43 protein-coding genes are annotated in these 24,786 nt (G+C 38.3%); 41 read left to right on the top strand and 2 right to left on the bottom strand.

Annotated features, from left to right (window positions below; all coding sequences use genetic code 11):
- The first annotated feature begins 5 nt into the window (after window positions 1-5).
- From D3873_RS01945 to D3873_RS02025, 21 genes are all read left to right on the top strand, one after another.
- A complete protein-coding gene (locus D3873_RS01945; RefSeq protein ID WP_119882436.1) occupies window positions 6-197 on the top strand; it encodes a hypothetical protein in 192 nt (63 codons plus the stop codon).
- Window positions 198-276: 79 nt separating this feature from the next.
- Window positions 277-495 carry a Rha family transcriptional regulator gene (locus tag D3873_RS13545; protein ID WP_238473809.1) on the top strand — a complete coding sequence of 73 codons (219 nt, stop codon included), beginning with the start codon at window positions 277-279 and terminating at the stop codon, window positions 493-495.
- 12 nt (window positions 496-507) lie between these two features.
- The gene (locus D3873_RS01950; protein ID WP_238473810.1) at window positions 508-945 is read left to right on the top strand and encodes an ORF6C domain-containing protein; all 438 of its coding nucleotides are present in this window, start codon (window positions 508-510) and stop codon (window positions 943-945) included.
- Window positions 946-981: 36 nt separating this feature from the next.
- Window positions 982-1,122: a hypothetical protein gene (locus D3873_RS13305; protein ID WP_162920107.1), complete on the top strand. Its 141-nt coding sequence runs from the start codon at window positions 982-984 to the stop codon at window positions 1,120-1,122.
- A gap of 2 nt (window positions 1,123-1,124) precedes the next feature.
- On the top strand, window positions 1,125-1,364 hold the full coding sequence (locus D3873_RS01955) for a hypothetical protein (protein WP_119882437.1): 240 nt from the start codon (window positions 1,125-1,127) through the stop codon (window positions 1,362-1,364).
- Between the two features lie 4 nt (window positions 1,365-1,368).
- Window positions 1,369-1,557 (top strand): hypothetical protein, encoded by a 189-nt coding sequence (locus D3873_RS01960; protein WP_119882438.1) that lies wholly within the window; start codon window positions 1,369-1,371, stop codon window positions 1,555-1,557.
- 86 nt (window positions 1,558-1,643) lie between these two features.
- Window positions 1,644-3,602 carry an AAA family ATPase gene (locus D3873_RS01965; protein WP_119882439.1) on the top strand — a complete coding sequence of 653 codons (1,959 nt, stop codon included), beginning with the start codon at window positions 1,644-1,646 and terminating at the stop codon, window positions 3,600-3,602.
- Window positions 3,599-3,787: a hypothetical protein gene (locus tag D3873_RS01970; RefSeq protein WP_119882440.1), complete on the top strand. Its 189-nt coding sequence runs from the start codon at window positions 3,599-3,601 to the stop codon at window positions 3,785-3,787. Before D3873_RS01965 ends, D3873_RS01970 begins: the two co-directional genes overlap by 4 nt.
- Window positions 3,784-4,236: a YopX family protein gene (locus tag D3873_RS01975; RefSeq protein ID WP_119882441.1), complete on the top strand. Its 453-nt coding sequence runs from the start codon at window positions 3,784-3,786 to the stop codon at window positions 4,234-4,236. Before D3873_RS01970 ends, D3873_RS01975 begins: the two co-directional genes overlap by 4 nt.
- A complete protein-coding gene (locus D3873_RS01980; RefSeq protein WP_119882442.1) occupies window positions 4,233-5,117 on the top strand; it encodes a recombinase RecT in 885 nt (294 codons plus the stop codon). The genes D3873_RS01975 and D3873_RS01980 overlap by 4 nt, the downstream gene beginning before the upstream one ends.
- A complete protein-coding gene (locus tag D3873_RS01985) occupies window positions 5,117-5,818 on the top strand; it encodes an MBL fold metallo-hydrolase (RefSeq protein ID WP_119882443.1) in 702 nt (233 codons plus the stop codon). The genes D3873_RS01980 and D3873_RS01985 overlap by 1 nt, the downstream gene beginning before the upstream one ends.
- A gap of 30 nt (window positions 5,819-5,848) precedes the next feature.
- Window positions 5,849-6,631 carry a DnaD domain-containing protein gene (locus D3873_RS13550; protein ID WP_119882444.1) on the top strand — a complete coding sequence of 261 codons (783 nt, stop codon included), beginning with the start codon at window positions 5,849-5,851 and terminating at the stop codon, window positions 6,629-6,631.
- On the top strand, window positions 6,570-7,433 hold the full coding sequence (locus D3873_RS01995) for an ATP-binding protein (RefSeq protein ID WP_238473840.1): 864 nt from the start codon (window positions 6,570-6,572) through the stop codon (window positions 7,431-7,433). Before D3873_RS13550 ends, D3873_RS01995 begins: the two co-directional genes overlap by 62 nt.
- Complete coding sequence (locus tag D3873_RS02000) at window positions 7,434-7,643, top strand: hypothetical protein (RefSeq protein ID WP_119882446.1); 210 nt, start codon at window positions 7,434-7,436, stop codon at window positions 7,641-7,643.
- Complete coding sequence (locus D3873_RS02005; RefSeq protein WP_119882447.1) at window positions 7,610-7,831, top strand: hypothetical protein; 222 nt, start codon at window positions 7,610-7,612, stop codon at window positions 7,829-7,831. The genes D3873_RS02000 and D3873_RS02005 overlap by 34 nt, the downstream gene beginning before the upstream one ends.
- Window positions 7,815-8,150: a hypothetical protein gene (locus tag D3873_RS02010; RefSeq protein WP_119882448.1), complete on the top strand. Its 336-nt coding sequence runs from the start codon at window positions 7,815-7,817 to the stop codon at window positions 8,148-8,150. Before D3873_RS02005 ends, D3873_RS02010 begins: the two co-directional genes overlap by 17 nt.
- Window positions 8,151-8,161: 11 nt before the next feature.
- Complete coding sequence (locus D3873_RS13310) at window positions 8,162-8,335, top strand: hypothetical protein (RefSeq protein WP_162920108.1); 174 nt, start codon at window positions 8,162-8,164, stop codon at window positions 8,333-8,335.
- A gap of 30 nt (window positions 8,336-8,365) precedes the next feature.
- Window positions 8,366-8,533 carry a DUF6011 domain-containing protein gene (locus D3873_RS13315; RefSeq protein ID WP_162920109.1) on the top strand — a complete coding sequence of 56 codons (168 nt, stop codon included), beginning with the start codon at window positions 8,366-8,368 and terminating at the stop codon, window positions 8,531-8,533.
- Window positions 8,530-8,955 (top strand): RusA family crossover junction endodeoxyribonuclease, encoded by a 426-nt coding sequence (locus tag D3873_RS02015; protein ID WP_119882449.1) that lies wholly within the window; start codon window positions 8,530-8,532, stop codon window positions 8,953-8,955. The genes D3873_RS13315 and D3873_RS02015 overlap by 4 nt, the downstream gene beginning before the upstream one ends.
- Window positions 8,956-8,993: 38 nt before the next feature.
- On the top strand, window positions 8,994-9,998 hold the full coding sequence (locus D3873_RS02020; protein WP_476641254.1) for a DNA cytosine methyltransferase: 1,005 nt from the start codon (window positions 8,994-8,996) through the stop codon (window positions 9,996-9,998).
- A gap of 37 nt (window positions 9,999-10,035) precedes the next feature.
- On the top strand, window positions 10,036-10,251 hold the full coding sequence (locus D3873_RS02025) for a hypothetical protein (protein WP_119882451.1): 216 nt from the start codon (window positions 10,036-10,038) through the stop codon (window positions 10,249-10,251).
- A 272-nt stretch (window positions 10,252-10,523) separates the two neighbouring features.
- On the opposite strand, the gene D3873_RS02030 is transcribed toward D3873_RS02025, so the two are convergent.
- On the bottom strand, window positions 10,524-10,757 hold the full coding sequence (locus tag D3873_RS02030) for a hypothetical protein (RefSeq protein ID WP_119882452.1): 234 nt from the start codon (window positions 10,755-10,757) through the stop codon (window positions 10,524-10,526).
- A 27-nt stretch (window positions 10,758-10,784) separates the two neighbouring features.
- Complete coding sequence (locus D3873_RS02035; RefSeq protein ID WP_119882453.1) at window positions 10,785-11,132, bottom strand: hypothetical protein; 348 nt, start codon at window positions 11,130-11,132, stop codon at window positions 10,785-10,787.
- Window positions 11,133-11,376: 244 nt separating this feature from the next.
- Between D3873_RS02035 and D3873_RS02040 the strand changes: the two genes are divergently transcribed.
- From D3873_RS02040 to D3873_RS02135, 20 genes are all read left to right on the top strand, one after another.
- Window positions 11,377-11,571: a hypothetical protein gene (locus D3873_RS02040; RefSeq protein ID WP_162920110.1), complete on the top strand. Its 195-nt coding sequence runs from the start codon at window positions 11,377-11,379 to the stop codon at window positions 11,569-11,571.
- A 9-nt stretch (window positions 11,572-11,580) separates the two neighbouring features.
- A complete protein-coding gene (locus D3873_RS13320; RefSeq protein ID WP_162920111.1) occupies window positions 11,581-11,748 on the top strand; it encodes a hypothetical protein in 168 nt (55 codons plus the stop codon).
- On the top strand, window positions 11,745-11,957 hold the full coding sequence (locus tag D3873_RS02045; RefSeq protein ID WP_119882455.1) for a hypothetical protein: 213 nt from the start codon (window positions 11,745-11,747) through the stop codon (window positions 11,955-11,957). Before D3873_RS13320 ends, D3873_RS02045 begins: the two co-directional genes overlap by 4 nt.
- A gap of 19 nt (window positions 11,958-11,976) precedes the next feature.
- Window positions 11,977-12,405, top strand: coding sequence for a hypothetical protein (locus D3873_RS02050; RefSeq protein ID WP_119882456.1), 429 nt, complete (start codon window positions 11,977-11,979; stop codon window positions 12,403-12,405).
- A 164-nt stretch (window positions 12,406-12,569) separates the two neighbouring features.
- Entirely contained in the window at window positions 12,570-12,788 is a 219-nt protein-coding gene (locus D3873_RS02055; protein WP_119882457.1) for a hypothetical protein, read from the top strand.
- 76 nt (window positions 12,789-12,864) lie between these two features.
- Window positions 12,865-13,299 (top strand): terminase small subunit, encoded by a 435-nt coding sequence (locus tag D3873_RS02060; RefSeq protein ID WP_119882458.1) that lies wholly within the window; start codon window positions 12,865-12,867, stop codon window positions 13,297-13,299.
- Window positions 13,283-14,530: a PBSX family phage terminase large subunit gene (locus D3873_RS02065; protein ID WP_119882459.1), complete on the top strand. Its 1,248-nt coding sequence runs from the start codon at window positions 13,283-13,285 to the stop codon at window positions 14,528-14,530. The genes D3873_RS02060 and D3873_RS02065 overlap by 17 nt, the downstream gene beginning before the upstream one ends.
- Before the next feature lie 4 nt (window positions 14,531-14,534).
- Window positions 14,535-15,905: a phage portal protein gene (locus D3873_RS02070; RefSeq protein WP_119882460.1), complete on the top strand. Its 1,371-nt coding sequence runs from the start codon at window positions 14,535-14,537 to the stop codon at window positions 15,903-15,905.
- Window positions 15,886-16,908, top strand: coding sequence for a phage head morphogenesis protein (locus D3873_RS02075; protein WP_119882461.1), 1,023 nt, complete (start codon window positions 15,886-15,888; stop codon window positions 16,906-16,908). Before D3873_RS02070 ends, D3873_RS02075 begins: the two co-directional genes overlap by 20 nt.
- Before the next feature lie 378 nt (window positions 16,909-17,286).
- Entirely contained in the window at window positions 17,287-17,886 is a 600-nt protein-coding gene (locus D3873_RS02085; RefSeq protein WP_162920112.1) for a DUF4355 domain-containing protein, read from the top strand.
- Window positions 17,887-17,898: 12 nt separating this feature from the next.
- Window positions 17,899-18,891, top strand: coding sequence for a phage major capsid protein (locus D3873_RS02090; protein ID WP_119882464.1), 993 nt, complete (start codon window positions 17,899-17,901; stop codon window positions 18,889-18,891).
- 25 nt (window positions 18,892-18,916) lie between these two features.
- Window positions 18,917-19,222, top strand: a complete 306-nt coding sequence (locus D3873_RS02095; RefSeq protein WP_119882465.1) for a HeH/LEM domain-containing protein — start codon at window positions 18,917-18,919, stop codon at window positions 19,220-19,222.
- Window positions 19,223-19,231: 9 nt separating this feature from the next.
- The gene (locus D3873_RS02100) at window positions 19,232-19,582 is read left to right on the top strand and encodes a phage head-tail connector protein (RefSeq protein ID WP_162920113.1); all 351 of its coding nucleotides are present in this window, start codon (window positions 19,232-19,234) and stop codon (window positions 19,580-19,582) included.
- The gene (locus D3873_RS02105; protein ID WP_162920114.1) at window positions 19,572-19,898 is read left to right on the top strand and encodes a phage head closure protein; all 327 of its coding nucleotides are present in this window, start codon (window positions 19,572-19,574) and stop codon (window positions 19,896-19,898) included. The genes D3873_RS02100 and D3873_RS02105 overlap by 11 nt, the downstream gene beginning before the upstream one ends.
- A 10-nt stretch (window positions 19,899-19,908) precedes the next feature.
- Window positions 19,909-20,319 (top strand): HK97-gp10 family putative phage morphogenesis protein, encoded by a 411-nt coding sequence (locus D3873_RS02110; protein ID WP_119882468.1) that lies wholly within the window; start codon window positions 19,909-19,911, stop codon window positions 20,317-20,319.
- A 4-nt stretch (window positions 20,320-20,323) separates the two neighbouring features.
- A complete protein-coding gene (locus D3873_RS02115; RefSeq protein ID WP_119882469.1) occupies window positions 20,324-20,725 on the top strand; it encodes a DUF3168 domain-containing protein in 402 nt (133 codons plus the stop codon).
- A gap of 15 nt (window positions 20,726-20,740) precedes the next feature.
- Window positions 20,741-21,265, top strand: coding sequence for a phage major tail protein, TP901-1 family (locus D3873_RS02120; RefSeq protein ID WP_119882470.1), 525 nt, complete (start codon window positions 20,741-20,743; stop codon window positions 21,263-21,265).
- A 72-nt stretch (window positions 21,266-21,337) separates the two neighbouring features.
- Window positions 21,338-21,787, top strand: a complete 450-nt coding sequence (locus D3873_RS02125) for a tail assembly chaperone (protein WP_119882471.1) — start codon at window positions 21,338-21,340, stop codon at window positions 21,785-21,787.
- 32 nt (window positions 21,788-21,819) lie between these two features.
- Complete coding sequence (locus D3873_RS02130; RefSeq protein ID WP_119882472.1) at window positions 21,820-22,104, top strand: hypothetical protein; 285 nt, start codon at window positions 21,820-21,822, stop codon at window positions 22,102-22,104.
- 23 nt (window positions 22,105-22,127) lie between these two features.
- Window positions 22,128-24,773, top strand: coding sequence for a phage tail protein (locus D3873_RS02135; RefSeq protein ID WP_119882473.1), 2,646 nt, complete (start codon window positions 22,128-22,130; stop codon window positions 24,771-24,773).
- The last annotated feature ends 13 nt before the right edge of the window (window positions 24,774-24,786 follow it).

Genomic DNA, 24,786 nt, shown 5'->3' on the forward strand with positions numbered 1-24,786 from the left:
GACCAATGAGGAAAGTACGGGGAGTGAAACAGTTAATTAGTTATCTCGAATCTATTCATTGTCCCATGAGTGAAGCGACTTTATATCGATTGGTGAAGATAAAAGCTATACCTTTCAGTAGACCGAGTCCTGGGATTTTAATCTTTGATTTGGATTGTATTGATAAATGGTTAGATACAGATGTAATAGCACAGTGAATCCATATCTTTAACACTAGCTGGGTTGTTGGACAAATATATCTTTCACTTATTTAAAGAAGATTAGGAGGATGGAATAATGAGTCAATTAAAAGTGGTTTCAATTGATGGTCAACTTGTAACAGATAGTCGAGATGTAGCGGAGATGGTAGGTAGATCGCATAACGAACTAATGAAAAGCATTAGAACCTATATTGAGTATTTAGGACAGGGGGAAATCGCCCACTCCGATTTTTTCATTGAAAGCACCTATCAAAATTCGCAAAACAAAACACAACCATGTTTTTTAATCACTTAAAAAGGTTGCGACATGGTTGCAAACAAAATGACTGGTGAAAAAGGTGTGTTGTTCACCGCAGCTTATGTCACTCGATTTGAAGAAATGGAAAAACAAATTCATCAGCCACGAGTGCTTTCTGAAAAAGATCAACTAAAAGCTTCTATGAGACTATCACTAGAAACTTCTGAAGAAGTAGAGGTTTTGAAAGTGGAAGTAAATGAGTTGAAAGAAAAAGTGGAGAACCAAATCACATTGGACCATGGTGAACAACGTCGTTTACAACGTCTAATCAGTTCAAAAGTGTTCGAACACGCAGAAACAGATGAACACAAGCGACTGTTATATCCCGAACTGCATCGGGAAATCAAGGATCGCTTTGGAGTTGCTTCTTATAAAGATGTGAAGCGACATGAATTGCAAACAGTAATTCGCTATGTGGAGTCGTGGGTTCCTAGAAAAGTATCTTAAGTCAACAAATACGAAAATCTTGGAGGATAAAGAATCATGATGAAACGAATTGAAGACTATTTCTTCGATGCTCCACTTAACTCAAGCGAAAAACTATTTCTAGGTGCAAGTGCACCGTTTGTTGCTCTGATTGTGTTAAGCCAAATCTTTATATTTATCACAAATTTAGGGGAGTAATAATGTCGGAAAAAACTGTCCGTATTACACCAATAAAGAAATTATCAAACGAAGAATACATCGTTCTCTTCCAGAGATATTTTGAGCCTGTTGTCGGTGAATTGGAACTTCGATTAACGCAGCAGGAATTAAAAGAAATGCTCGATTTTCAACGTGGGTATTGCAAGCACTGGGGTTATCGTCTTGTGGTTGATTTTACTCAGTTAGAGGACGTATCGAAACAAAACATTGAAAGGGGGTGAAAAAGTGGAACAGGAGTACTACTTATGGGAAGCGCACTTTGAAGATGGATTTAACAAAACAGTCGAGCGAATCGACACGAAAGATACAAGTTTGGCATCTGTTGTAGAAGTAATGGACGAGCGTTTGGCGGAAGGTTACGAAGTGAAAGAACTCATTTTTAAGGGACTGACAGAGCTATATGTACAAAAATAGCCCACTGCTACCAACAGTGGACCCAAAACTTAAGAAGTCCCCTATAGAATACAACATTCTTTCATAAGGGGCAAGGAGGCAGTCAATTGAAAACGATTAAATTGCTCTCAATGGAGTTAGAGAACTTCAAAGGGATTAAAAATTTTTCGCTAGTTCTAAATGGTAATTCAGTCAATGTTTACGGTGATAATGCCGTTGGTAAATCCACGTTATTCGACGGCTTTGTGTGGTTGCTTTTCGATAAGGATTCGCATAACGTCAAGGATTTTTCTATTAAGACACTAAATGCTAACGGTAACGAGCTACACAACTTAAATCACTCTGTTCAAGGGTTATTCGAGATTGATGGTACCGAAGTGGAATTAAAGAAAGTCTACAAGGAAGTGTGGACTCGAAAACGCGGATCTACCGAATCTACTTTCACTGGACATGAAACGGATTACTACATCGATGGTGTGCCAAAGAAGAAAAAGGAATACACCGAATTTGTCGATTCCATTGTGAAAGAGGATTTGTTCAAGCTGATTACTAGTCCCACATTTTTCAACGAGCAACTGAAATGGAAAGATCGTCGTGACATTCTCCTGACGATCAGTGGTGATGTGACAGATGAAGAAGTATATGCCACAAACAAAGAACTAGCTGCACTACCTATTTTGTTAAAAGGACGCACGATTGATGATCATCGAAAAGTGATTGCCGAACGTCGCAAGAAAATTAACGAAGAACTATTGACGATTCCAGTGAGGATTGATGAAATCACGAAATCTATTCCGGAAAGCAATGAAAACCTAGAAGAATTGAAAGGTGAAGTTGCTGGGATTCAGTTACAAATTGACCAAGCGAACAATCAAATTAATAACATTCGTAATGGTAATTCTGTGAAAGAAAAAGAACTGCAAATAACGGAACTAACACAAACATTAAGAACGTTCGAACAAGAATTTTCGAATGAAGAAACAAAAGAATTACGCGAAAAACAAGCAAAATGGCAAGAAGCAAGACAAAACGTTCAATTCGCCAAACGTGAAGTCGAGAAATACGAGCAGGAAATCAAGTGGTCCAATGACTCTATTGAAAACATTGAACGTCAGCTGGTGGAATTACGGAATAGATGGAACTCGATTGATCAAGAACGTTTTGAGTTTCATGGAAATACTGAGTGTCCAACATGCGGACAAGCTCTTCAAGGAGAAAGAGTTGAAGAGGTTAAACAAAAAGCACTTGAGGCATTCAATTTAAATAAATCAAATCGTTTACTGGCAATTTCAGAAGAAGGCAAACGAATCACAGAACGTAAATTACCAATCGAAGAGGGATTGCAAAATCACACTGAAAATCTAGCAAAGTCACAGCAGATTCTAGCCGATTTAGTAGATTCTGAACAAAACCTTGCAAATGAATTAGAATCACTTAAATCGAACGTGAGGGATGTAAAAGAAGAACCCGAATACAAAAATCTGCAAATTCAAATTGATGAATTGAAAGCTTCTACCCAATCGGAAAAAGAAGAATTGGAAGAAGTTGTTCAAGGCATTGAATCGGAAATTGGAGATCTGCGAAGTGAAATGCGTGAGAAGAATGCAGTCATCGCAGCGCAAGCTAATGTCGAGAACTTAAAAGCGCGAATTCAGGACTTAACCGATAACGAATCGCTACTAGCTGCAGAGTTTCAGAAGCTTGATCATGAATTGCACTTAACCGAGGAATTCATTCGAGCGAAAGTGGATCTCTTAACCGACAAGATCAACGGCAAATTCAAACTAGCAAACTTTAAATTGTTTGAAAACCAAATCAATGGTGGTCTGCAAGAAGTGTGCGAAACAACCTATAACGGAGTCGGTTACAGCTCGTTGAACAATGCGATGCGAATCAATGCTGGGCTAGATATTATCCAAACGCTATCAGAGCATTATGGCATTTATGCACCTATATTCGTGGATAACGCAGAGGCAGTTACGAAGCTAAATGCAATCGATACACAAATCGTTTCCCTGATCGTGAGCGAGCAGGACAAAACATTACGAGTGGAGGAAGCGCAATGAATAAATGCGATGGTCATGTTAGGGAATTAATTGAGAAGGATTTATCAAAATTAGATTCGCAAATAAATGATGCAAATGATTTTATTAAAAATTGCGCAGATGAAATTGAAAGACAAAAGGAACGGTTGAAACACCTACGAGAAAAAAGAAACCAATACATTTCGTATTTGGAGGAATCAGAATGAGACAAATTAAATTTCGTGTTTGGGATAGGGATTGTAAAAGCATGCATGTATGCGGAACGGTTGTGCATGACGCAATTTCCTTTGATGGCGATAATCTAGCCTACTATTACAACCTTCAGAATGGTGAAGGAAGCTCTCCTGATGGTACGGGTACCTATGCACTCATGCAGTACACAGGACTAAAGGATAAGAACGGTGTGGAGATTTATGAAGGGGATATTGTTAGTTTTATGGATTTCGACACAACTGGCGGACATAGAGTTGATAAATATTTTGTCGGAGTAGTCAAATATCAAAGTGGCATTTATGAAATTTGGAATAATTACGACTCGGAGTTTTACGGATCAAATGGTGCGTTTATTCTGAAATACGTTTGGTTGCAAGATGATGAATTTGAAGTCATCGGCAATATCTACAGAAATAAAAACTTACTGGAGGAATCACAATGAGCGAATTAGCACTAATCAAGAAAGATACGGTTGATATAGTCGCAAACAAAGTGAAGGAATTTCAGGAGGCTGGGGAATTACACTTTCCTGCAGACTATAGTCCGGAGAATGCCATGAAATCTGCATGGCTAACTCTACAGGAAACTAAAGATAAGAACGGAAAGCCAGCGTTGCAAGCATGCACGAAAGATAGTATCGCAAATAGCTTGCTGGACATGGTGGTTCAAGGTTTGAACCCAGCGAAAAAACAAGGTTATTTTATCCCTTATGGTTCTACATTATCGTTCCAACGGTCTTACTTCGGCACGATGGCAGTAACTAAACGTGTGACTGGTGCTAAGAGCATCGATGCCCAAGTTATTTACGAAGGTGACGAAGTTGATTATGAAATGGTCAATGGACGAGTTTGCAATCTCGTACACAAACAAAAGTTTGGAAGCCAGAACAACAAAATCATAGGGGCGTATTGCACGATTATCGAAAAAGATGGGTCAGAATTTAACGAGATTATGACCATCGAAGAAATCGAAAAATCTTGGGGACAATCGAAAATGAATCCAAAATCTGATTCGTCGACTCACAAGAAGTTTCCACAAGAGATGGCCAAACGGACAGTAATCAACCGAGCATGTAAAAAACTAATGAACACATCGGATGATAATTCGCTTGTGATGACACATTTCCAAAAATCCGATGAGGCATCTCAAGATGCAGAGATACAAGAAGAAATTGAATCCAATGCAAATAAAGAAGTCCTCGATATGGATGATTACGTGAACAAGGAAAAAGGTGAAATTACAGAACCTTTTGAGGAGCAAATTGAAGATGGGACGGAACCTGAACCTGTTTTTGAATCAGAATCAAACGGACCAGGTTTCTAATGATTGAGATCAAGACAATCGCCACTGGGAGCAAAGGTAACTGTTATTACGTAACAGACGGTCACACGCCATTGCTCCTAGAAGCTGGCGTTTCATTCAAGCAAGTACAAAAAGCATTAAACTTTCAGTCGACAGATATAAAAGGCTGCTTAATCACGCATGAACATAAAGATCATGTAGGAGGTTTAAAGAGTTTTTTGAAAGCTGGTATTGATTGTTATATGAGTCCAGGAACGGCAAAATCAATCGACTTACAACATCACCGAATTCATGAACAAAAAGCTAAACACCTATTCAAAATCGGCACATGGACGATTTTAGGATTTGATGTGCAGCACGATGTTTCTGAGCCATTTGGATTTATATTGATGAACGAAAAGAAAGAAAAGTTGTTGTTCGCCACCGATACTTTTTACATCAAGTATCAGTTCAGAGGTATTACGCATTTAATGCTTGAGTGTAACTATTGTCAGTCTGTGTTAGACGAGAATAACCAATCAGGACGATTACCAAAAGGCTTACGAAATCGCATCATGAAGTCGCATTTTAGCTTAGAGAATGTGCTCGATTTTTTAAGGGCGAATGATTTATCGGTCTTGAAAGAAATTTGGTTATTGCATCTTTCCGATAGTAATTCAGATGAGCAATTAATACGAGAAGAGGTAGCAAAAGTCACAGGCAAGATGATTCATATACCTTGATGTCCTGCCTGAGGAAGGAAGCGATAAGGCATGGCAGGGTGGATTAGTTTACACAGAAAGATTCAAGAGCACCCTTTTTTTCAAGAAAAACGTTCATTTTCAAAGTTCGAAGCCTGGGTCGATTTATTGCTCATGGCCAATCATAAAGAAAGTAAAGTTCTTCTCGGAAATGAAATGATAAAGATTGAGAGAGGCAGTTTTATAACCTCTGAATTAAAACTTATGGATCGTTGGTCATGGTCAAAAACAAAGGTGAGGTCATTTTTAAAATTATTAGAAGATGATGAAATGATTATAAAAAATACTGACAAGAAAAAAACCACCATAACCATATGTAATTACACTGATTATCAGAAAAACGAAACCACAAAAGAACCACAAACAAACCATTATGAAACCACAGAAAAACCACAAAAAGACACAAACAATAATGTTAATAACATTAATAATTTTAATAAAGAGATAGATAAAGAGACTTCTCGTAAAAACGCTTTTCAAATTTTTGAGTCAGAAGGATTTGGAACAATCAGCTCATTCATTGCTGAGATGTTAGGTTCACTAATTGATGATTTTGGAGAAGAGCGGGTTATCCAAGCAATGAAGGAAACACGTGTGAATGGATCTACCTCTCTAAATTACACTAAATCCATCTTAATCAACCAAAACAAGAAACGAGGGATGAACAATGCTTCAAACAGTAGGACAAGCTCTGGAATCTCTCCTGAAGAGTCGGCCAGAATTAGCGAAACGAATGAAAGACGCAAACGCCTTGCTGGAATCGAATCCGGTCGAAATTCTCACTATTCCTTCTGACAAGTGTCCACATCGTTCCTGTGATGGTTCGGGATGGATTTGGAAAAAAGATTGGTCGAAACGAACACCTGAATTTCGAGAAGAATCGGATGAATGGCATGAGCCCTGTGCTTGTTATGAACAGCGCAAAAAACAAAACGAGATTTCACGAAAGATTGATCTATCAGGAATCCCTTTTATTTTTCGTGAAGCGACTGTCCGTTCGTTTAATCCTTTACTTTATAAATCTCAAAAGAGTATTGATACGGCAACAATTGCGAAACAAGCTGCCGTTAAATTTATCGAAAACTTTGAAGAGATGAAAAAAGCAGGGAAAGGATTGTATCTATTTAGTGAAAAGAAGGGTTCCGGAAAAACGAGACTGGCATCAAGCATTGCTAATGCACTTGTTAAAGTGCATGGAGTAGATATCGCTTTTCTAAAGGCGAACGATTTACTCTCACAAATTAAAAAAACATTTAGCAATGAAATCTCCACATCGGAGATTGATATTATTCAAGTCTTTCGAAAAGTGGAGGTACTTGTTATTGATGACATTGCGATTGAAAAACCTAGTGAGTTTGCAGAGCGAGTTTTCTTCGACATCGTGGATTATCGACTGGAAAATAAGAAAGTCACTTTCTTTACATCAAACAAAACTATTGAAAATCTGGCGAAGATTTACAAAGAAGGACGTGTTCATTCTCGCATTAATAAGATGTGTTTAGAACTGTATCTGCCAGAAGAGTCTATTCGTGACGATGAAGCAGAAAAAGAGAATGCTGACATCGAGAAAATCTTATTCGGACAGGCAGGAGATTGAATGAATGCATTACTCAATCAAATGATTCTAGCAGCTGGAATGTGGAAAGAGCACAAGAAAGAAATATTCCAAGAACAATTCGAAAATCATTTAACAAACTTTTGCTTTACATATGGCTTCAGTCGAGAAAAAGCAGAAGAAATATTACTCAACTATATCGAAGAGGGGGAAATAGCATGCGCAACCGACGGAACATTAGTGGGAACTTGAAAACAATTCAAGGAAATCAACGAGATTTTTTTATACAAGAGTTACGTTCCATGGGCATCACAGAAACTCCTGAAGGTCGTCCCATTGGCAGCATGCCTTATCACGAACTTTTGCATATAACCACTATCGAGCGCATTAAACGAGATTATGAGCAGGAGAACGAGGTGCCAAATGAACAGGTACTCTGAGGACTATCGCAACACCGGTTCGAAAGAAATGGCAGAGATTGAGAAAGAGGCTTATCTAGTTAGCCAATTTTCTTCGACATTTATAAACGACCAAGGAAAATTAATCCGCCATTCATTTGTCTTTGTGGTTAATCGCGCACGAGGATTTGGTGATTACAAAGCTGTTCGACGACAAACGACAGATGGGGATGAGATCAAACGAATCCCACGAATCTTAAAAAAGAAAATGGCAGTGGAGCCAAGCGAAGAGTTAGCAAAACGACTAGCGCATGCCCAATACATCGAAAGTTTGTATGACTCATGCTTCAAAAACTGGTAGGAGGTGCAGGTATGGAATCGAAAAAGAAAAATGGTGTTATTACCCGGTTAATTATGGCGGATACCTTAGCGAAGTTTCGAGCAGACCATGAACGGCTTATCGATTCGGGATGGATAGATAATGGCGAGAAATTTACGAAGAATGGCTATATCTGTATGGATATGAAATTCGTAGGTCGGAACTAATACCAAATTTAAAATCTAGGAGTGAACTATATGGCACAATGCAATCGTTGTAATCGAGTATTAAAAACTGCAAGGTCCATTGAGGATGGTTATGGTCCAGTTTGCAAACGCAAGCAAGCAGAAGCAGATGCGGAGTTCGAAAAACGTCAAGTAACGATTGACGAAGTTCTCTCCTACGAGGCGAAGTTACGCAAATGAAGTCCATTTTGTTTGAAATAGTGGGCGAGCCAGTAGCTCAAGGCCGCCCAAGAGCTGGAAAAACCGCAAAAGGGAAAACGGTGTTATACGATCCACTCAAGTCGCGAGATTTTAAACAGTATGTTCAACTGGTAGCTAGTCAACATGCACCAAGCAATTTGATTGAAGGGCCAATTGTTTTGCACGTAGATATTTACAAATCAATCCCGAAAGCCCTGCAGACAAAGCCCAAGCAAAAGCTGATTGAAGCTGGGCAACTACGGCCAATCACAAAGCCGGATGTAGACAACTATGTAAAAGGAGTAAAAGACGGGATGAACAAAATTATCTGGAATGACGACAGCCAAGTTGTGGAATTAACTGTTCGCAAATTTTACAGCAACAATCCTAAAGTGGTTGTTTGTGTGAAATATGACGAGTGATTCAGACGTTCCAGACTAATAAAATGCAGCATTAAGAGGTGAAAAGTTTGATAAAAATTCTTGAATTGTTCGGTGGAATTGGTGCTCCAAGAAAAGCCTTAATCAATCTTGGCATCGAACATAAATCAATTGATTATGTAGAGTGGAATGAGAAAGCAGTCAGCACTTACAATGCTATGTTCGATAATCGCTACAAGTCGGAAAGTGTAGTCGGTTATTCCTTGCAACCAGATATCCTTGTTCATGGATCACCTTGTCAGGATTTTTCAATTGCTGGAAAACAATATGGTGGAAATATAGAGGACGGCACCAGAAGTTCTCTATTGTTTGAAACACTTAAAATTATTGAAAATCTGGGCGTATGGAAACCAAAAGTTGTAATTTGGGAAAATGTAAAAAATGTACTGTCAAAAAAGTTGGTACCTGCTTTCAATCACTACTTGAGAGATATGGAATCGTTAGGGTATACCAATTCTTATCAAGTGCTAGATGCAAGGGACTTTGGAATACCGCAAGCAAGAGAAAGAATTTTTACAGTTTCGATATTAGGTAATCATAACTTTGATTTTAACAAGTTACGAAAATGTCCAATGCGATCTATAGAGGAGTTTCTAGAATCGGAAGTTGATGAAAGGTACGTCATAAGGCAACCTAGCATGATTAAGAAGTTGCCTGGAAAACCGGTTGTTCCTGGAACCTTTGGCGGTCGAATGCTAGACGAAGTGAAAAATTACGTAAATACAATCACCACAAAGCAAATGAGGTGTCCTAACAGCGGAGTAGTGAGGATTGAAGGTGAGATTTTCCGATATCTCACAGAGCGTGAATGTTGGAGATTGATGGGATTCGATGATGAAGACTTTGAAGCTGCTCTAAAAGAACATCCGTCAAGGGAAGGTTGTTTAAACGGAACACTTTACCATCAAGCAGGAAATAGCATTGTAGTACAAGTACTTGAAGCAATATTTGAAGTGCTGTTAAAAGAAGATTTTGCAACTGAATTTATAAGAGAATCAAATGGTCAGTTGCGGTTAAGCTGCTGAACTTTCCGTCCATTAAACAACAAAAAGGAGAATAACAATGAAGCAGAATAATACCTTTTGGCAAGGGCTTAACCGCCAACCGAACGAATTGAAATTAGGAGATATCGTCATAGATGAACGTGGTATTCCTATAGCTATTTCAGAACATTCGATTGATGAAATTAAGGAATTGGCTAGTAGTGGCCATTTTAAAGAATTTATACCTGTAGAAGCTAGAAAGGCTTTTCCGAACTTTGATAAGAATAATCATTAATTTTAGATGTACAAAGTAAATTTATACATTTTTCACTTCATCAACTTTCCAATGTTTATCTTTAGATAGTAACCGATTTAACCTTTCGCATAATTCGTTCGCGTCATCAATTGATTTGAATGTTTTGAAAAAGTCACTATTGGATTTATTCAGGACTTCTGTATTTTCTTTGTATTTTCTGATTAATATGTACAAGCTTCTCACTCACTTCCAACATTATTTGATTAGATTCATTATGTCTTTAAGGGAAGTGTTAATCAATAACCAATATGTTAATTAAAATAATTTTTGAATACATCATAAAAACCCATTTGCATTGGGATTGCCCATAAGTAAAATCCAAATAAACAAACTGGACCGAAGAAAAAGTCAAATACCTTTGGTGGCAAGATTTTTCCTAAAAGTATTTTATATACTGATGCGGCAATTACCATGGTGATAATTAGTACAACTAACGGACCAATGATCTGTTCAGTTGGGAAATCGACATTTTCAAATAAATTCATGATATTGCTCCTCATATTTGATTTTGATTAAAAAGTATTCAAGTTTTTGATTAAATCTAATAACTTTCTACTGTTATTTACAAAAATTATTGTGATTCCAGTTACAACAAAAATTGCTGCTTTTTGAAAATCTCTAGTAATTTCAAAAAATCCAATTGATAAAGAGGTTATGTTTTTTTGATTTTCTAGTAAAAATTCTTCTGTATGTAAATGTTCTTTTGTACCGAAGCTTCTGCTTTCTGTAAATGGAGTTAAAGCAAAATCGTACGACTCACTGTATTGTTTTATTAGATTGGTGCTCGGTTCAACATAGTAAAATTTAAATCCAATAAAAATTATTAACAACCCTAATAAATTAAATGTCAGTTTATTCATCGGACATCTCCTTAAAATTTATTAATAATAATTGATACGTTTTATGCTTTGATAAGTTTCAAAATCTCTCAGAAAAGAAGGGATGGTATGAAAAAGCAAGAGTACTACCCGTTGCTAGTCTCTTGTGATAACTGTGGTCTTTGGCAACCGCTAGGAGATCTCGAATATGTTCTTGATTATGCTTCCTTTATCCAGTGTGGTAATTGTGACCATCGGCATAGAAACCTTGAGGAGTTGCGTGCGTATGCAAAACAAACACGGAATTACGATTGAGGTGGAACGTCCCCAAAAGGTGCATTGTATGAAGATGATACGTAAAGGTAGTTGGTTCTTGCTCAAGCTAGACGATGGAATACGAGAACATTGGCTTTACGACCGGTTCGAAGGTAAAGAGCTCAGAGCACTTAAAAAAGAAGGATGGAAAGTCGTAACGAAATGAGGTGGAAACATGGAACTGTTTTGGCTACTCATGATGGTATTATTCGGATTTGTTGCAGGAATGTTCATCGGCAAAGTCGATGGAGAAACAAAAGGACATGCTAGAGGGTGGCGAGAAGGTCACACAGAAGGGTTTGCTCGTGCCAGTAAGAAGGAATGGTTGCGTAACAAGCGATGAAGTATTTTGCTCTGGATCAGATTGATATAGATTTAGGATTTACTGAACAAGAAATCAAGGAATTTATTGAGATGTGGCAGAGTGAAATATCTCTGCTTAACATCTCGAAAAAGATGAAGCGAAAGAAAATTGAACTTGCAATACTCGTAATCGATTTAGCAGAACGCAAGAAAATCAAACAGAGAAAACAAGGGTTAGATGGTTTATAAATAAAGGGGGTCGGTTTAAGTGAAAATGTTGGCTAACTATTTGGATTTGTGTGCAACACTTGAAACAATCGAACTGGACCTAGAACGAGTCAATGCAGATATGGATTATTGGTTCGGAAAGGGCAGCTATATGTTGGGTAGCATAGGCTCAACGAAATTCGGTTCGAAGGAAGCAATTGAGCGAATAGATCACCTCCATTCACGCAAACATGAAATTCTGCAGCGTAAAGTGCACTACGAAGAAATGAAGAGGGATTACGAGAAAGCGTTAGGGAAATTAACGAGCAATGAATATACAATCATGAAAAAAGTAATCGTTGATCGCAAGTCCTTAAAAGAGATATCCGACGAATTAAATTTGTCATATGGGTATGTTCGAAATGTTTCTTCGAAATGTGACAAAATATTACACACGTACTTGACGACTAGTGTGTTACTCTATAAATAAGCAGTATTGAATCTACGCAGCCAGTGCATGTGTAGGGGATATACTAAGTTAGTAAAACTAAATAAGAATTTAAAGCGCCTTTCCGAAAATGGAGTGGCGTTTTTTGATGGGAAAAGAAGGAAATACCTTTTATTTGGCGAATTGTGTAAATAGGAGGTGTAAATATGGAACTTTACAAAGAAGCGAGGCTTGAAGGTGATTCTGAAGGTTTTGATGGCGAGACTATCTTCGAATTGACGAATGGCGAAAGGTGGGAACAGGTAGAATATTATTATAGATATAGATACAAATATAGACCAACAGTTAAAATTTATAAGGATAGTATGAGCTATTACCTTGAATTAGAGGGCATTGAAAGAAAAGTTAGGGTTAGAAGAATATAATAAATAGGTTTTTAAGCATCCCATGTGGTGCTTTTTTTATATCTAAAAAAGCGAATAGCGTGAAAGTGGGTGAGAGATGGTGAAACTGAATGAGAGACAGACAAGATTTGCCGATGAGTATATTCGTTTAGGTGAAGTAACTAAAGCTGCAATTAATGCTGGGTATAGTCCAAAGACCGCATATGCGATAGGCAAAGAAAACCTCGAAAAACCTAGTATTAAAGCATATATCGAGAAACGATTGCAGGATTTGCGAAAACAGTCAATTGCTGAGCAAGATGAAGTTTTGAAATATCTTACTTCTGTTATGCGAGGTGAGTTGAAAGATGAGATGCTTTTAGTGGTCGGGGATGAAACAGGTGCAGCTGTAGAGACGCATGAAAAACGTTCTGATACGATGGCAAGAACTAAAGCAGCCGAACTTCTTGGTAAGCGCTATGCAATGTGGACAGACAAGCAACAGATTGAGGGAGTCCAACAGGTAGTGATTCAAAATGACCTTGAAGACTAATGTCAGTCTAAAAAAAGTAGTCGGTAAAGGCTATAAAGAGTTCTGGAATTACAAAGGTCGGTACAGAGTTGTAAAAGGTGGCCGTGGTTCTAAGAAATCAACTACAACTGCCTTGAACATTATCACTCGAATGATGGAATATCCACTTGCTAATACACTTGTGGTACGTAAAGTATTCAAAGACCATAAAGATTCAACATACACTCAGCTAAAATGGGCAACTAAACGTTTGCAAGTTGATCACTTATGGGAGTTTCGTTTAAGTCCTTTAGAAATTATTTATAAGCCTACAGGGCAGAAGATTCTTTTTAGAGGATTAGACAATCCAATGAGTATCACGTCCATAACCGTGGAAGTAGGGTTTCTCTGTTGGGCTTGGTTTGAGGAAGCATACCAAATCGTGAATGAAGATGACTTCGACAAAGTAGATATGTCCATTCGTGGAGAATTACCAGATGGATATTTCAAACAAATAACGCTTACCTTTAACCCGTGGAATGAACGCCATTGGTTGAAGAAGCGTTTTTTTGATGCCGTGAGTGCGAATGTATTAGCGATTACAACGAATTATTTATGCAATGAATTCCTTGGTCAAGACGACATCGAACTATTTGAGTGGATGAAAGAGCATAACCCGAGACGATACAAAATCGAAGGTCTTGGCGAATGGGGTATCTCTGAAGGTGCAATCTTCACTAACTGGTATGTAAATGCTTTTGACTATTCCGAAATTGCAAAACGCGAAGGTGTGAAATCTGCTTTCGGACTCGACTTTGGTTTTACTGTAGATCCATCTGCTATGCCAGCATCAATCGTTGACGTCAAAAATTTAGAAATATACGTGTTCGATGAGATTTATGAAAAAGGATTACTTACAAGTGAAATAGCAGAGAAAATATTTGAAAAAGGCTATCAAAAAGAACTAATTGTTGCAGACTCTTCTGAACCTAGAACCATCATGGAACTTCGTAAATCAGGAGTGAGAAGAATTAAGGCGGCAGAAAAAGGACCAGACAGTGTTCGTGCAGGAATTCAGTTTATTCAACAGTTCAAAATCATCGTGCATCCATCATGTGTGAATTTTATCAATGAACTTTCCAACTATGTTTGGGATCGTAACAAAGAAGGTCAAATGATTAATAAGCCTATTGATGAATTTAACCATTTAATCGATGCATTTAGGTACAGCTTAGAACCGATTCGAAAACGCACAAGAAAATTAGGCAGGTGAGTAGATGCTACATTACAAAAAACTAATCGACGAAGTGGGAATATCAGCGAGTATCGTGAGCGATATCATCGACGCACATAAAAACGACAGAGATCGTATGTTCAAACTATATAAGCGGTATAAAGCTGATATAGATGGTCCAAAGATATTTAAGCGAGAGACAATTGAGTACGAAGATTTCGAGACTGGTGGAAATGTTCGTCGATTAGATGACAAGGTGAACAACTTACTTAACAATGCGTTCGATGTGGACATTGTGGATACGAAAGTTGGGTATATGTTTGGTCATCCAATTAGTTACAACGTAGACAACAATAACGAATCGCTCAAAAATGAGATTGAAACGTTTTTATTACGTAACAATGCAGATGATGTTGATTCGGAGTATGGTAAAATGGCCGCAATTTGTGGTATCAGTGCAAGGCTCGCCTATGTCGATACTGAGGGTAACGAACGAATAAAGAATATCAATCCATGGGAAGTAGTTTTCATCGGTGAAGATGTGCATGAGCCAGAATATTCTATACGCTATTACAGTGTTGGAGAAACTATTTATGCAGAGTTCTATGACGATGCGCTTATCTATTTCTTCAAACAAGAAAAAGGAAAGCAATTTACAGAGTTAGAGCAACAACTGCACCTTTTTGAATATAATCCATTGTTTGGAGTAGCAAACAATATGGAGCTCAAAGGAGATGCGGAGAAAGTGTTAGCTTTAATCGATGCTTATGACCGAACACTGTCTGATGCCTCCAATGAGATAGAGCAGTATCGTCTCGCTTACCTCATTCTTAAGGGTTTAGGAGCAGATGAGGAAACACTTCAAAACTTGAAGAAAACAGGCGTGTTTGAACTCTTTGAAAAAGATGACGATGTAAAATACCTGACGAAAGATATTAATGATCAAATGATTGAAAATCACTTGAATCGTTTAGAACAAAATATCTTGCGCTTTGCAAAGTCTGTGAATTTTGCAGACGAAGATTTTGCAGGAAACGCCTCAGGAATTGCAATGAAGTTTAAAGTAATGGCTCTCGAGAATAAATGTATCACGATGGAACGAAAGTTCGTGTCGTCACTTCGATACCAGTTCAAAGTATTATTTAGTGCTTGGGCATCTCGGAAAGGATTCAGCAAAGATGATTATCTCAAGGTGTGGTTTGGATTTAAACGGAATCTACCAGTAAATATTTTGGATGAAGCTCAAGCAACAACTTCACTCAAAGGTAATGTAAGTGAAAAGACTAGACTGTCGCTACTAACATTTGTTGACGATGTGCAGTTTGAGCTAGAAGAAATGACTAAAGACGAACTTCTCTATGGAACGAAATTAGAACCGTTAGACGGTGATGAAGATGAATCAACTCGAAATTGAGGAGCTTTTAAATAAATCGCTTGCTAAAGCCGAAAGTGACATTGAAAAGGTGTTTAACAAACGATTAAAAACAATTCTGTTTCAGGTATCTGAAATGTTTCGTAAGTTTGAAAGGAATGGTGAATTAAGTTTCACTGAACTCAATAAGTACAATCGATATCAGAAAGAAATGAAATTAATTAGCGACTTGTTAACAGAACATTATCGTGACCTAGTGAAGATCATCCAGGAGCAAAACGAATATCAATATGTATCGAAATATTTAATGACTGCATACATCATCGAGCAGAGTGTAACACCAGCACCTAACATGGGTTTTAGTATTCCTTCTTCGGAGACTATAAAATCAGTTCTGTTAAATCCTATCGCTGAACTAACATTGCCAAAAGTATTGGAAGCACATCGCAATGAAATTGTGCGGAAAATTAACATCGAAATAGCACAAGGACTAATTGCTGGTGAAGGTTATACAGACATTGCGAAGAGGATTGAAAGGCAAGTGGGATTCTCTTCTAAGAAAGCAAGACTAGTTGCTAGAACGGAAGCTGGAAGAAGTAGAAGTATTGCAGCAGAAAAAGTATTTGATCAAGCTACAAAGCATGCAACAATGACGAAGGTATGGGCATCGATGTTAGATTCTCGTGTCAGAATGTCGCACAGAAAGCTAGATGCTGATGAAGCTGATAAAGATGGGTATTTTCATTACAAGACATGGAAATCAAAAGGACCTCGACTATGGGGCATAGCAGAAATGGACATACAATGTCGCTGCGTAGTGATCATGAAAGTGAATGGCCAACTTCCTGAGTATCGTCGCGAACGCGATTACATGGATAGCGAGTATCAGCGCAAATTGGCTAACCGAATTGATGATTTAATGGCGAATGAGGCATTAACGTATATTCAGGCACTTAAGCGTGCTAAAAAGCAGATTCAGCCTCCTAGTAGGGTAATTCCTTACATCAGTTATGAGGAGTGGTCTAAAAAATTAAGTGAGGTGTGACAAAAGTGATTGATAAGAGTGAAAGGTATCTAAAATCAATAGACAATACACTTAGCGAGATTTTAATAGAATTGAAACGCCAAGGACGTAAAGAATCTACAACATATGTCACTTTAGATGCAAAAAGCCTAAGTGATATTAAGAATTCCGAAAAGATTTTTGAAAGATCACCATCATCGGAGTATCTGTAGCACACAATTCTTAATAAAGGTGGTGGTGGACTTGAGTTTCAAGAAGTCAAATTCGAGAAAGTAAAGGTGATCCATCATCTCGCAACTATGCGTTAATTAGCGGACTTTGAGCAATAGTCCATAAACAGGCTTATTTATTATGCGTTTTGTGGACGAAAGCGTGCAAAGGGCTAAGGAGGAAATAGGAATGAAATACGAACTAGATCAGTTAAAAACATTAGTGGAAAAAGGCGATAAAGCAGCACTTGATACTTATCTTTTAAAAGGAATCGAAAAAAGTGACATGCCATCGGTATTGACGACTAATGCAGAAGTTAAAAGTTACATCGATAGTGAAAAGGACAAACATCATAGCACAGCACTGGAAACGTGGAAGTCAAACAATCTTGAATCTTTAGTAGAAGCTGAAGTACGAAAGCGTAACCCTGAAGAAACACCAGAGCAAAAACGTATTCGAGAACTTGAGGAGAAAATAGCTAACGGCGAAAAAGCTACTAAGCATGCTGAATTAAAATCAAAAGCTATGCAGTATGCGACAGATAACAATTTACCAGCAAAATTCGCTTCAAAGTACATTGATAAGTTTTTAGGTGACGATGAAAGTGCAACAACAGCAACACTAGGTGAACTAAAAGAAGACTTAGACAACTTAGTACGTGAAGCAGTGGATAAAAAGTTTAAAGAGAATGGACGAAATCTACAGTCGGGATCTTCAGGTCAACCGACGACAATCAAGTCCATTCAAGAAATGGCGGCAGCACACAACGTGCGCAATACAAACCAATAGGAGGCAACACACATGGCAGAAAAAAATATTCAATCGATTTTAACATTTCCACTTTCATTAGCAAACGACGGATTACAATTCTTCGCAACACAAACGTATACACCTGATGATGTGTTAATGTCGGATGCGAAATCAGGTAACATCCCAGAAGAAACAGGCGGCTTAATCATTGAAGATGTTATTAAAGGGTCAACTGTGATGAAGTTAGCGAAGAATGAACCGATGACAAAACCGAAGAAAACTTTCTCCTTTAAAGCAAAAGGAGCAGGGGCTTACTGGGTTTCTGAAACAGAAGTTATTAAAACTTCTAAAGTGGAATGGTTAACAGCGTCAATGACAGCAGAAAAGCTTGCAGTTATTATCCCGTTTTCGAAAGAATTTTTACGTTACACAGCGAAGGAGTTCTTTAACGAAGTGAAACCGTTAATTGCAGAAGCGTTTTATGAAACTTTCGATATCGCTGCTTTATTCGGTACAAATTCTCCATTTGCTACACATACAAGCGGAAAATCTATCTTTACTGGTGCGACAGACGCAGGGAACTTAATCGCTCTTGGTTCTGGTGATGATTTACAAGATGAAGTATTTGATGCAATGGCATTGATTGAAGCTGGTGGTTTCAATCCAGATGGTGCAACAGCAACAAATACATTTAAACAGAACATGCGACGCGCTAAGAATGTAACAAATGGAGAACGATATTACACAAACTTGAACGACTTAGAAGGTATGGCGTTGACTTATGCGAAACCAGAAGCGTTCGATACGACGAAAGCAGCAGCATTAATTGGAGATTGGGACTATGCACGATATGGCATCTTACAGGGAATTGAATACGCAGTTTCAGAAGACGCACAACTGTCTTCTGTAGTAGGTGCTGATGGAAAGCCTATCAATTTATTCGAACGAGACATGTTCGCATTACGAGCAACTATGCATATTGGCTACATGAATGTTAAACCAGAAGCATTTGCTGCATTAACACCTGAAATTGTAACGCCATAATAAATAAATTTGGAGGTAATGATTGATGACAACTTATGTAAAAGCTTTAGATAGCATTATTAAAGTGGTTGATCTAAACGGGAAAGAACAACAGGTCACTCAACGCGCTTACGACGTCGTGTATAAGGCGAAAGGTTATAAACTTGTCGATGGTTCTCTTGATAATCAAAAGGGACAAGAGGGTGAGCTAGTTGATTATTTTACGCTATCTCGCGAAGAACTTGAGAAAGTGAAGAATGACGACTTGAAAGCATTCTTGGATCAAGAGGAAATTGAGTATCCATCAACTGCAAAAAAAGAGGAGCTAATAGACTTAGTACTCGGGGAGTAGGTGAGCGATTTGATTCTAGAATACATTCCCACTACATCTGAAATCGAAGAAATCAAGGGCATCCTCCAATGGACAGACACGAAGCATGATGTGTATTTGCAAACCATGATGCCGATGATATTCGAAGATGTCCAAATTCAAACGAATAATGATTTTGGTGGTATTTTGGAAGACGGTACAATTCGAATACCTGGTGGAGTGAAAATCTATATGGCGAAAGTCATCGAGATGAACATGCAAAAGGCAAGTTTAAAATCTCGTTCTATGGGTTCTGTCTCTTATTCGTATAATTTAGAAGTGCCTGAAAGTGTCAAGCGCTTGATTCGGCCATATAGGAGGGCGAAATTCCGTGCATTCTAATGAATATCCACACCAAGTGACATTTTTGGAGCAAACGAAAATTCCTGACGGCTCAGGAGGTTATGAAATAGTATGGAAAGCTGTTCTAACTATTTCGGCTTTTATGGACACGCCATCGAGCGGTGAGATATTTCAAGCACAACAACTTCAAAACCCGTTGGATCGTAACCTTTACTATTCTTATCGCACTGACATTCACGAAAATATGCGTTGTGCTTTCCTGGCTGAAACATATGAATTAGTGGGGAAACCACAAGATCAAGGCGGTCAGCATGAAGTCATGAAGGTATCGCTAAAGTTAGTTGCAAATGGCTAAGAGTGGAAAGGTGTCATTTGGCCACAAAGCATTAGAGAGAGCACTGAAACGATATGGTGAGGACATCTTGGAAGAAGTTAGACGAATTATCATAGAAACAGCTTCCATCATCCGTGCAAGAGCAAAATTGTTAGCACCAGTAGATGACGGAAACTTGAGAGATTCGATTGAGATGGAAATTTCATCGGATGGGTTATCTGCAGTCGTTAAAGTAACAGCTCATTATGCGGTATACGTGGAATTTGGCACTGGAATTTATGCAGTGGAGGGAAATGGTCGAAAAACGCCATGGACCTATTATAGCGAGAAGCTAGGTCGATTTGTTGTCACTTCTGGTATGCGAGCACAGCCTTATTGGTTTCCTGCAATCGATGAAGGACAACGATATTTTCGGTCGGAGATGAGAAAGCTTGGAAGGTGAGTAAATGATTCAAACAGCAATGGCAGAATTGCAAAAAGGCATATATGAACGTCTGTCTACTGATACAGCTTTGGCTAAAAAAGTAACGGGCGTTTTTGATTATATTGGAGAAGATCAACTGCATCCATATGTCACTGTGAATGAGCCAATCTCACTGCCGTATAATACGAAACAATCTTTTGGCGAAGAACTTTCTATCGTCATCAATAGTTGGTCTACGTATGCAGGGAAAAAAGAAAGCTATGACATTTTAAACCATTGTTTATCAGCACTATCAAAGAAAATAGAAATGACTGGCTTTGTCATTAAGAAAGTGGATGTGGACACCATTCAAGTAATTGACGACGCAGATTCACGAATAAAACATGGAATACTTCGAATGAAATATGTTATTCAAAACAATTAAGGAGTTGAAGAGCACATGCAACAAGGTAAAGATACTATTCTTTTAGTGCAATCCACTGATGCAGCATTGGCTGCGAGTGGTTTGGTAATTGGTCATTTGACTGAGAATAGCTATTCAATCGAAAACGAAATCATTGATGAACAAACAAAGTTTGGTCGTATTGTGGGTTATGGACAAAACAGTGAATCATTTGAATTTACTGCATTTAGCCAATCTGATGATCCAGGACAAAAAGCAGTACTAGATGCCATTAAAAACAAAAAGCAATTAAAAATTTGGGAAGTAGATATTAATTTAAATGCAAATGGTAAACATGATTCAGTGTTTGGGTATGTCATCGTTGAAAGTGTGGAAAAATCCTCACCACAAGATAATTTTGTTGAGATTTCTGCAACAGTTCAAGTGATTGGGCAAACACAGGAAGGTGAAATTGAGCCATTACCAGCAGAAGTAATCGACTTCGCTCGATATGGATTTGAAGCACCGGGAACTTCCACGGGTGAGTTTCCTGATCAAGAACTGGCTCCAGTAACGCCATAACACTAAGAGTCACATTTAAGTGGCTCTTTTTTATTTGATTATTAGTCTGAATTTCGGAGGAGGAAAAGGAATATGGCACGATTGACGATTAAAGGGCAAGAATATGAAGGGAAATGTACGTTTAAATTTGATCGGTTGGCAGATGAAAAGTATGGAGAAGCAGATAAGAATGGTAAAAAATCAAATGGGTTTATGACACTCTATATGTCACTTTTACAATATTCGAATGAACATCTCGTTGCATTTTGGGAATGTGCACTTGAGCATTTAAAAGTGAAGCCCAGCCTCTCGGATATTGAAGAAGCAATCGAAGAAAGATTGGAAAACGACGACGATCCTAAACAAATATTCCAAGAAGCGTTCCGTGCGGTGGATGAATCGGGTTTTTTCAAACTACGAGCAAAGACCTTCTGGAAGAATCTAGAGCTAATGAAGGACTCTGGCAAAACGGACGAAGAGAAAGCGGAGAACTTGAAAATGTACAACTTGATGATAGAGAGCCGAATCGAAATTCAGGGATAGACTATGACCAACTTCTAATAGATGCCGCTCAAATGTTTGAGATATATGATACGGAAGTTATATATTCGTGGACTCCTCGGGAATTCAAGAATTTTGTGAAGGGTTATCAACTTCGCAAAATAGATAATTATGAAAGCCTAGCTATTCAAGTTATTTTTCAAGCTAAAGTGAAGGGCAAAAAACGAATTTCTTTAAAAGATGTATTTGATGCTGATAAAGCAAAAAAAGAGTTAGGGAAGAAAACTTCTAGCTCCAGTAAACTCCATGTCGAAAGATATATGAAAGCGAAAAAAGCTATGAAGAAATACAAACCATAGCTCGTTAGAAAGGAGTGAGTAGGATGGCAGAAAACTTTCAAGCCAACATAGGTGCCAAGATTAAAGATTTCATGAACAAAATGAGAGAAGTGGACAAGAAAGTTCGTGAAACTGCAATGGAAGCAAACAAACCGATAGGTGCTAACATCTCCGAGTTTATGAGAAAAGCAGCCGAAGTACAAAGTGAAGCGAAACGTGTTTTGAAGCGAAGTGAAAAAACAATTGGCGCCGATATTTCAGCCTTCATGCGCAAAGCTGCCGAAGTAGCAGTTGTAGCAAGAACGCTCAGTCGAGAGAGAATTATTGTTCCGATAACGTCTTCATGGGTTAACTATCAAAACACGATGAGTAGAATCGCAAACTTCTCTCGAAGTATCGGAGAAGTAATGCAAATGACCAGTAGAGGTATTGGAATAACTCTCAGTCCAGCATTGGTGCCAGTTATTGCATCCCTCGCAGGATTGATTGGGAATCTAGGACCAATGATTGGAACGCTTGCAGGATCCACATTTGCATTAGGTTCTGCATTCGCCACAGCTGGAGTAGGTGCCGCTGCATTTGGAGCTCTCGCTGTTTCAAATTTAAAAGCAGTATTTGGTGCATCTTCTGATTTAAAGAAACTTCAAGAAAAGCTAGCTTTGGCTAATGGAGATAAAGAGCGAAATAAAATACTTGAAAAAATGACACGTATACAAAGTTCACTAAACGACGAGCAAACAAAAGCACTATCTGCAATGAGTAAGTTAAAGAGTGTTTGGAGTGGTATCGCGAATAGTTTACAGTCTGAGACTATCACTATTTACACAAAAGCACTTTCAATATTTGGCGCCACTTTAACGGCGTTAAAGCCTATGTTTTCAGTTGTGACAAGTGCAGTAGATAGATTAATGGATAGTCTATCTGTATCGATTAAGTCAGAAAGTGTACAAGCATTTTTCAACTACTTGAATACTTCTGCAGGACCTATGCTTGAAACCATAACCAAATCCATCGGAAACTTCGCAAAGGGAATTATGAGCATGATGGTGGCATTTGGACCATTAGCCGAAAGCACATCAAATGGTTTCTTAGATATGTCAGAAAGCTTCGCACAATGGGCAGCAGGACTTGGTGAAAGCACGAAGTTTCAATCGTTTGTGAACTACGTAAAAGAAAACATGCCGAAAATACGATCTATTTTCAGTGATGCATTTCAAGGAATTATTAATGTTTTTGCAGCATTTGCTCCATCATCCTCGGACATGATGACTAGTTTACAAAACATGATGGAACGGTTTAAAGAGTGGTCGTCTACTCTATCCACAAATAAAGGTTTTCAAAATTTTATTGATTACGTACAAGCGAATGGTCCAGTGGTCGTCTCAGCAATTGGGAATATAGTAGGAGCAATTGTTAATATCGGAATTGCTCTTGCTCCAATGGGTGAAAAAGTTTTAACTTTAGCAAATGCAGTGATCGAGTGGACAAATGCAATGATAGAGAACCATCCTATCATCGGTAAAATTGGCGCTGCAGTTCTCGTGATGAGTGGTATTTTGCTAGCAATCGCACCAAACATTATTGCTTTAGGTACATTATTTAGCGGGTCAGCGACTGCAGTAATGACAGCAACCTCTTTGATGAGAGCGAAATTTGTAACTGGAATGGGCATGATGGTCAAATCTATGCTACAAACTAGCGCAAAAATGGTTGTTACATCAGCACAATTCGTCGCAAAGTGGACTTTAATTGGTGCTCAATCGTTAATTCATGCGGCTAAAGTTGCTGCAGCATGGACATTGGCAACAGGAAAAGCTATGGAAAAAGCAATTGCAAGCATGATCGTTACTTCTGCACAGTTTGTGGCCAAATGGGTGTTGATGGGTGTACAGGCATTATTACAAGCAGGGCGAATGGCAGCGGCTTGGCTTATTGCTATGGGACCTATTGGATGGGTAACAGCGGCAATAATTGGTCTAGCAATTCTAATTATTGCGAACTGGGACAAAATCAAAGCGAAAACGATTGAAATTTGGAATAAAGTTTCGAACGCAGTGAAAGATGCATGGGAAAAAGTAAAGACGAAAACAATTGAAGCTGTCTTGGAATTAGGGAAACAGATCGCCAAAATGCCTAGCAAAGTTCGCGAGTTTGTTGGTGACATGATTTCTGCAGGTGCAGCGTTAATCGATGGGGTTATTAAAGGGATTACTGGAAAGATTGGTGAAGGATTAGCGGCCATAGGAGGTTTTGCAAAGGGATTGCTAAACAGATTCAAGAAGGATACAGATACTCACTCTCCTTCAAGAGCGTTTGAAGATATATCAAAATGGTTTGCGCCAGGTGTAGTGAATGGAATCGATAAAACCAGTTATCTTGCTATCAATTCAGTATCGGATTTTGCAAATAAATTGACAGATGCCTTTGCTCCACAATTGGCCATGCCAAGTTTATCTGGAATAACCATGAATCCTTTAGATACTCATTCTCAAATGGACTCATTGAAACGTCAGATTAAACAAGAATTGAGTGTGGATATGTTAGTCAATCACAAAGGTCAATCAGGTATGAATAACGCAACCGGTGGAGCTAAAGCTGGTCCCATTTATGTAACGATTGATGCTAAAAACGTAAAAGAGTTTAACGATGTTGTGAAATTATTTGATCAACAAGCATGGAATGCAAATTAGGAAGTGGTGATTA

Origin of the sequence: Paenisporosarcina cavernae (assembly GCF_003595195.1) — a bacterium.
GTDB classification, from domain to species: Bacteria; Bacillota; Bacilli; order Bacillales_A; family Planococcaceae; genus Paenisporosarcina; species Paenisporosarcina cavernae.